At 44.4% G+C, this 7,739-nt stretch carries 5 protein-coding genes; all 5 read left to right on the top strand.

Annotation, left to right across the window (positions count from 1 at the left end; translation table 11 throughout):
- Window positions 1–92: 92 nt before the first annotated feature.
- Window positions 93–380 carry a hypothetical protein gene (locus tag ACIGG6_RS18180; protein ID WP_399846530.1) on the top strand — a complete coding sequence of 96 codons (288 nt, stop codon included), beginning with the start codon at window positions 93–95 and terminating at the stop codon, window positions 378–380.
- 74 nt (window positions 381–454) lie between these two features.
- The gene (locus ACIGG6_RS18175; protein WP_399846528.1) at window positions 455–2,551 is read left to right on the top strand and encodes a GTPase; all 2,097 of its coding nucleotides are present in this window, start codon (window positions 455–457) and stop codon (window positions 2,549–2,551) included.
- Window positions 2,552–2,565: 14 nt separating this feature from the next.
- Window positions 2,566–4,281: a LeoA/HP0731 family dynamin-like GTPase gene (locus ACIGG6_RS18170; RefSeq protein ID WP_399846527.1), complete on the top strand. Its 1,716-nt coding sequence runs from the start codon at window positions 2,566–2,568 to the stop codon at window positions 4,279–4,281.
- 86 nt (window positions 4,282–4,367) lie between these two features.
- Window positions 4,368–4,787, top strand: coding sequence for a hypothetical protein (locus ACIGG6_RS18165; protein WP_399846524.1), 420 nt, complete (start codon window positions 4,368–4,370; stop codon window positions 4,785–4,787).
- A 204-nt stretch (window positions 4,788–4,991) separates the two neighbouring features.
- Complete coding sequence (locus ACIGG6_RS18160) at window positions 4,992–7,667, top strand: NERD domain-containing protein (protein ID WP_399846523.1); 2,676 nt, start codon at window positions 4,992–4,994, stop codon at window positions 7,665–7,667.
- Window positions 7,668–7,739: the final 72 nt, after the last annotated feature.

Here is a 7,739-nt window from a genome sequence, read left to right as displayed (position 1 = left end):
AGCGAGAAGCCATGTATTATGAGCAACAGAGTCAGGCAAATAAGGCTGCTTGACTCAAACTAACGGGTCTCCGAGAAAGCCGGTACGGTTCAATGCGCACCGACTACGTGATCCCGCTCACCACCAAGCTCGCCAGCTACGTGGAAAAGCTAGAACAAGACAAAGACGCCAGCACTTCCGCCGCTGAAGCGAAAGCCATTGAAAAGGAGCTAAGCAAGCTTTATAAACAACAAGCCGAACTCAATACCTTCGACGAAAAACTCCGCCACTACGCCGACCAACGTATCTCACTGGATCTGGATGACGGGGTGAAGGTGAATTACGGGAAGTTTGGGGATTTGTTGGCGGAAGTGAAGGCGGTGGTTGGTAAAGATGCATAGTTCATCTTCTTTTATCTAGAACCTTATAACTTGATTATTCAGGCATTCAAGACCATGAGAAAAGAGGTTTTATAGTGACAGCGTATCAAAAATATCTAGCATCACTAGATAGTTGCCGAACGATGGCGGGTAGCGAATACAAGGCATCTCAAGAATTTCTCAGTCGTTGTGACACAACCATAAAAGATTTGAGCATAGACCTTAAGCGAGTTGTTGATTATGCAAGCGATTCTTTAGCCACAACTAGCGAGCTTAGAGTTGGCCTTCAGAGTATCAAGGATGACCTGGATAAGGAATACGAAGCATTAGAAGAAAAGCGCAATTACAGCCTGAAAAACCAGAAAAAAAGGTTGGGTTTTTTTAATGTCATGTTGTTTGGGAAAACCATGTCAGGCAAGAGCACTATACGAGAAGCAATCACTCATGGTGATGGAAGTACGATAGGTAAGGGTGCGCAGAGAACAACACGTGATGTAAAAGAATACGAATGGAATAATTTAAGAATTATTGACACTCCAGGTTTTGGGGCTTATGACGGAAAAGAAGATACTGAGATAGCAAGGGAGATATTGGAGTTATCGGATGTTGTACTGTTTTTACTGAATAGTGACAGTATCCAAGATACTACTTTTACTGAGCTTGAGCATGTTTGTAAGTTAAATAAGCCTCTCATATTTGTTATGAATATGAAGAAGGATTTAGAGAGCGAAGGCAATCGGCGTAGAGCGCTTAAAAATCCAGCTAAATATATCTATAAAGAAGATGTTATAGATGGTCATGTTGAAAGATTAAAAGATTTGGCTGGTCGAGCTGGAATGAATCCAAATAATATAAGTGTGGTTGCCATCCATGCTCAATCAGCTTTCCTCGCTAATAAGATGCAGGGAGAAGAGTCTAAGCAACTACATGAACTAAGCAACATCGATTTGCTGTTAAAGAAACTCCAGAAAGAAGTGGAAGTTAGCGGTCCTGTAAGGCGCGTCCAAACTTTTCTAGATTCTACTCTTCATCATATTGATACACAGAGAATTATTCTGCTCAGTCAGCGTGATAGACTTGATAAATTGCTTGAGCAGTACGAATCAAGTTTAGGTAGGGTGTCTCAATGGCAGTCTAAGGTAGAGCGTGACTTACCAAAGCGATTAGCTCAGGAGGTTGATTCTGCCTTCAAGCCTCTTGTTAACTCCATTGCTGATTTTGTTGACGATCACATTGAAAGCAAGAGCCCAAGCAAACAATGGGAAACACATTGTAAGAAATTCAATATACCTCATAAAATTGAGCAAGCAACTAAAGATATTGTAGAAGAAGTTTCAGACGAGATAAATGAATTTCAAAAAGAAATGAATGAAAGCTTAGACATCACTTTATCGTTTGAAATTTCACATCAAGGCGGGAGCTTTGACGAAGCAGATTATCGAAGAATAAATGGATGGGGTGCCGCGATAACATCTGTTATTAGTTCTGTTGCATTTTTGAATGCATGGAACCCTGTGGGTTGGGCTGCCGCTGGCATTGCTATTGCGTTTAGCATTTTTTCATTTTTTTCTGATAGCCGAGATAAAAAACTTAAGGAAGCAAAGTCAAAGCAGAGAAAGAGCCTTCTTGAAGAGGTTGAGAAAAGTAAGTCTAAAACAAAAGAAAGTCTCATGATGTGGTTTGAAAAAGAAATAAAAAAAGAGTTAGTCAGTCCAGCTAAAAACAATTTACTTGTATTGTGTAGCTCTATAAAAGAGATCTCTAAAAATCTTGAAGAAAAAGAGGAGAAAATAAATAACGTGGCTCAAGAGATAAATATTAGACTATTGCATAAAGTTGCATTTGTCATAACTGGCGAGCACTTTAAAATTCCCAGAGTGAAAAAAATAGTCAGAGTCCCTGGCTATGCGTGCTATTTCATCGTTGATGGTTATTTTAGGGACTCATCGCTTTTGCGGTCATTGGGCTTGGCAATGAGAGAAAATGTACGAGTAGTATATGATAAAGATATAAAAAGTAAGATTTCACACTTATACCGCGGTCTTGTTGAAGAAGTTAGTGTTTTCGATGAGAAATCTGTTGAAATCAGTGTGAAGAAAGATAACGTGGGCAAGGTTATTGGAAAAGACCATAGAAGGATAAAAATGGTTGCCGCCCTTTGTTCATGCCAAATTAATGTTATTAGCGATTAACCTGGAGTAAAAAAATGACGGACATTTTTTATAGCATATTCACAAATAAAGTTGATGAACTTGGCGGTCGTGTAGTCAAATTGTTAGGAAGTGTCGATGGTAACGGGGATCTATCAACCTTAGATAAGGATTCCTCGCGTCTTAGCATAGTATTTGCGGGGCAATATAGCGCAGGAAAGTCTTCTTTAATAAAGATGCTAACGAGCAATGACAGTGTAAAAATTGGCGCAGGTGTAACAACCGACTCTGTTGCAGAATACAGATACAACTCTCTATCAATCTGGGATACACCAGGCATTCTAGCAGGGCAATGTGAAGACCACGATGTAAAAGCACTTGATGCAATTGATAGAGCAGATCTCATTGCTTATGTAATCACCAATGAGCTTTTTGATGATGTCGTGGGCGCTTCTTTCCGGAACCTTTGTTTCGAAAAAGGTCGAGCCAATGAATTGATGATAATCATTAACAAATTCGAAAGTGATGCGGCCAACAAAGAAACAAAGATTTCTGGAATAACGAAGGTTTTAGAACCAAAAATACCAGAAGATTTTCCTATTGTTTTTACGGATGCTGAGTCCTACTTTGATGCTTTAGATGAAGAGGATGAAGAAGAACGAAAAGAGCTAATAGCGATCTCAAATCGTGATGGATTTATTAAAGAAATTGATAGTTTTGTTGCAAGAAAAGGAATTTATTCAAGACTTACCACGCCACTTCAGACATATCAAAATAAATTGCAAGATAGGGTTGACAGCTTGACTATTGACAACCCTTTGAGTAGAGGTGTTGTTAGTGTTTTGAGTCAATATAAGAGAATTTTCAACAACAATAAGCGTGGTTATCAAAAGAAAGTAAGAGCAATCCTTGACGATTTTGATGTTCGCGTTACAGAAAATGGTAACCAACTTGCTGACTCCATTGGTAGTGACTCTGACGAATTTCAAAGATCTCAAGATCAAGCAATATATGAGTGTGAAAAACTTACAGATTCTGCAATGGAGAGCATTAAAGAAGTTTCTATTGAAACCGTTGAAGACTTGGAAAAAGAGCTGGCAGATCTTGCTACAACACCAGCGGCCATCAAAGTTATGGAGGCTCTAAGAGATGCTAAAGAACTTGACTTAAGGTCGGGCGAAAGTGATTTAAGTGGTTTTTCAAGTAATGACCCACTATTGCTAAGTAATCCGCTCACAAAAGGCCTTTTAACATCAGCAGAAAAAGGTTTCTCTGCTATTTCAAAGAGTGCAATAAGTGCATCTGGTAAGTCAGGTTTAGGGGGGGTCTCAGGTAGCCAGCTTCACGATATAGTAAAAGGCGTTGGGAAGCTGTTCAACTATAAGTTTGGTCCATGGGAAGCCGTGAAAATTGCCGATAAGATCGGCAAAGGAGCAAAGTTTCTTGGCCCAGCAATGGCAGTCCTAGGTGTTGGTATGCAAATCCTTGATGATTATCAGAAAGCTGAGCAAGAGAAAAAAATCTTGCAAATTAGGCGTGATATTCGGAAGGGGTTTCGTGAGTATGCAAAAAGTACAAAAGATGTGTTTGATGAACAGGTTTTAACCTTTATTGCCTCTGCTTTTTTAGAACCGATCAGTGAAATCGATAAATCTTTAGACGAAATTAGAAGTCAGGCCGAAAATAGTACGGAGCTATCTGAAGAGATCACATCACTATTAAATGAGGTCAAAGCCCTCAGGCATGAAATCCAGGACGCCTATGAATCATGAAGAGCTGCCTTATTGAGTTTTTCATCCCTGTTTCCGCGATGTTGGCGGTAAGTAACTTTACTGTGTTCAATCGGCAAGGAGGCTAGATGCAGCGCGACCAACTCCAGCAGGTGCTTCAGTACGCCTTCTTCACTGACATGCATTGGATTGTATTCTGGTACGACGCCCCGGGCCATTTTGCCGATGCGCTGCTCGAGCTGTCACTCGACGGTGTGCAGATACTCAATATGGCGCGGGAGTCGACCCTGGGCGTAAAAATGAGCCTGGAGCTGGGTGAGCCAGAGGCGCCGACGCTGCTCTACTTCCCTCACGCGGAACTCGCGTCCGAGGAAGACTGGCTGTTGGATAGCATTCGCCGCTACAACGAAAGCGCCCTGGCTGAGATGCGCACCGACTACGTCATCCCGCTCACCACCAAGCTCGCCAGCTACGAGGAAAAGCTAGAACAAGACAAAGACGCCAGCACCTCCGCCGCCGTGAAGCCAAAAGCATCGAGAAAGAGCTAAGCAAGCTCTACAAACAGCAAACCGAACTCAACACCTTCGACGAGAAGCTGCGTCACTATGCCGACCAACGCATTTCGCTGGATCTGGATGACGGGGTGAAGGTGAACTATGGGAAGTTTGGGGATTTGCTGGCGGAAGTGAAGGCGGTGACAGGTGAAAAGGCAGGCTAATCATATCTTTGCCGAAAATTAAGGAATTGCAAGGATGGCATTGAAGGCATATCGCGGGAAACAGTTTGATCACACGCATGAAAACAAGGCGTTCGATCGACTGTACGATGCTCTTAGCATGCATTGTCTGTCCACCAATCAAGATTGGCGCTTGTTAGCCAATTTTTACGTTGGTGGCCGGGAACTGGATGCGCTGGTCATAAAGCCCAACGCGCTGATCATTATTGATTTCAAGGCGTTCAGTGGAACCCTGGCGTTTTCTGAAAGTGGGCCATGGGTGATGACTGATGAGTCCGGCCATAGTGTGGAAGTTAAAGGCGGTGCCAGCGTTAACCCACTACGCCAGCTTACGATCAATAAACATGCCCTGATCGACTTTCTTAGTCGCAACATGGCTGATCTCAATACCGCTTGTAACTGGCGGCATACTGCAGCATTGGTCGTTTTTGATGGAGCGGTAGAGTTTGATGCAGGCCACCTACCCGGTGGCATCAAGCCTTGGTTTCATATCACTGATAAACGTCAGCTTGTTAGGGATCTGGACGCCATAGTGAGTAAGGAGATTTCGCTGCCTCCGACAGGTATCGAGCGAATGATCAAGCAGCTGGGTATTGAGCACTATGAACCAGCTGGCGTACCCGACGTGAGACTACTGGGTGAAAGGCTGGAAGATACGAGCACAAACGTTGCCTTCACACATCAACAAAGCGTGCTCCTACAGCAGTTACGTCACTGGTTACAGAATGCGACCGGTTTATTCCGTTTAGCTGGCATGGCTTCAACGGGGAAGCGCTTTCTATTTCCCTACATAGTAGAGGAAATTGGCGCTGCTGGATACGAAGTGCTGCTTCTTACTCCCAGTGCGCGGTTATCCGGCACTTATCATCATTCGCAGGCACAGCCCACATCCATATACACTTGGTTATATAGCCGTGAGCCAGACAATTTTGAGATCATAAATGACCGCAAAATCGGTGTTCACAAAATAAAACAAGGCTTATTGTCGCCACGCCAGATTCCTGTTCTTGTTGATGCACACCTGCTGAGTGACGAAGAATTCAACACAACCGACAGGCGTTATGGTACTGGTCACTTGATTCAGGATTTTCTGTCAGTAATAGAATCGTATAAAGCCCCATTTGTGGTTATCGGCGACCCATACCAGACTCCGCGTGGCTCGCAGCAGCGTAGCCTGATGAGCGATAGCTTGTTGGAACATCGGCAGCTGTCTGTGGTGGGGGAGCTATTGTCTGAGCAGGTTGTGCCTGATCCGCAAGATGCGTTAAGTCAGTTTCAATCCCACCTAGTCAGCCGGGTGATCAACACTCGGTTCAACTCTTTGCCCCGTGTTGTTGGAAATCGATTGCAGATCCAGCATGAGGGCAACAAGACTAACTGGGAACCAGACGTCAGTAATGTGCGCGCGGAATCTATTCTGCTTTGTGCTACTCATGAACAAAGCCGCAAAATCAACGCTGCTGTTAAAACTAGAATTCTGGGCCACACAAGTCCATTACGATTGGGTATCAGGGATAGGGTCGATTTCTACAACCGTACACCGATCATTACTGCTGATTCTGAAACTTGGGCGAGCTCTGAACTGCGCTGGATAAGTGCTGGCGAAATAGCGCTTATTGACGGTGTTGACGAGGGGATTGAAACACATAGTGTGCAGTTACGCGGAAGAAGCAAGCCTACCTACCTGCACTTTCAGCTTGCTCACTGTCGTTTACCCGGTGTCGGTGAGGTAACGTTCCGTTATCTGACAGATTTCTATGAAGCAGAGCGTCCTGAGCTGACCACAGACCAAGTGCTTGCATTACAGGTATTGGCCCGTCAGCTTGCCAAACCATTGCTAGCTGAACAGAAGGCAAGGCTGCCAGATAAGAAAGATCCAGCCTACGCGGAAGCCCGTGCAAGCTATGACCGTTACGAATACAAGATTCTACAAGCCCAGGGTTATGCTACTGCTGCTCTGATTCGTCCTGCGCATGTAATGACGCTGCATAGAGCTCAGGGGCGACATTGGCCCTGCGTGTGGGTGAACGCATCCCGCAGCTCTTCGGGTGGGAAACCTAACAATGCTGACTATTTTCGTTGGCTATATACTGCCTCTACCACCGCTGAAGAACAGCTGGTCGTTCGACAGATGCCTGCGCTCACACCCTTGATTTACGCCACTGTAAGCCGAGCCCATGATCTCCGAGTAGGGCCTTTTGCCGTCAGTGCAGGAGGACTGTTCTACGACTCTGCTCGGCAGCCGAAAGAGCAAGAAGCATCTATTGTTCCACCTCCAGGATTTAGCGATACCGAGTTATTGCCCCTGCTGCTGGCTTTGAACGAGCGCCTTGAGAAATCAGCATGGCGCATTGGAGAGTGGAACGAGTATCCATTTCAGGTGGTAATAAAATTCATTGAGCGCAATCAACAAGCTGAGGTCGCCGTACGGCTTCACTACAACAAGAAGAAAATTATAACTACAAAGGTCTTCATCAGCGGCGATCCAGAAGATCAGACAACCATTGACAAGCTGATTGTTGAGCCCTTTAAAGCACAAAGTCCTGCTCTGCAAGACGCCTTTGATGCAGTTTTAGAAAAACTGACGCTTCATGGTTTCAGCCTTGCTCATGCCAGCGAAAGTGCTTATCTCCTTCAATTGGTATTTGTAGGAGGCGAAGATGCTGTGGATGAATCGCCCCAGGTTTCATAGACACCTCCAGGCCTTATACTAAAGGTATCTAGGAGGATCCATGAGCCGTCCCCGTTACACTGAAGAATTCAA

The organism is Vreelandella lionensis, assembly GCF_044543515.1.
In the GTDB taxonomy this organism is placed as follows: domain Bacteria; phylum Pseudomonadota; class Gammaproteobacteria; order Pseudomonadales; family Halomonadaceae; genus Vreelandella; species Vreelandella lionensis.
Note: the sequence above shows the minus strand (reverse complement) of the source record. Positions and strands in the feature narration are given on the sequence as shown.

What these genes read in the sequence shown, in the direction of transcription:
- ACIGG6_RS18165 (WP_399846524.1), top strand. Translation starts at nt 4,368, where the DNA reads ATGCAGCGCGACCAACTCCAGCAGGTGCTTCAGTACGCCTTCTTCACT.
- ACIGG6_RS18170 (WP_399846527.1), top strand. Translation starts at nt 2,566, where the DNA reads ATGACGGACATTTTTTATAGCATATTCACAAATAAAGTTGATGAACTT.
- ACIGG6_RS18160 (WP_399846523.1), top strand. Translation starts at nt 4,992, where the DNA reads ATGGCATTGAAGGCATATCGCGGGAAACAGTTTGATCACACGCATGAA.
- ACIGG6_RS18180 (WP_399846530.1), top strand. Translation starts at nt 93, where the DNA reads ATGCGCACCGACTACGTGATCCCGCTCACCACCAAGCTCGCCAGCTAC.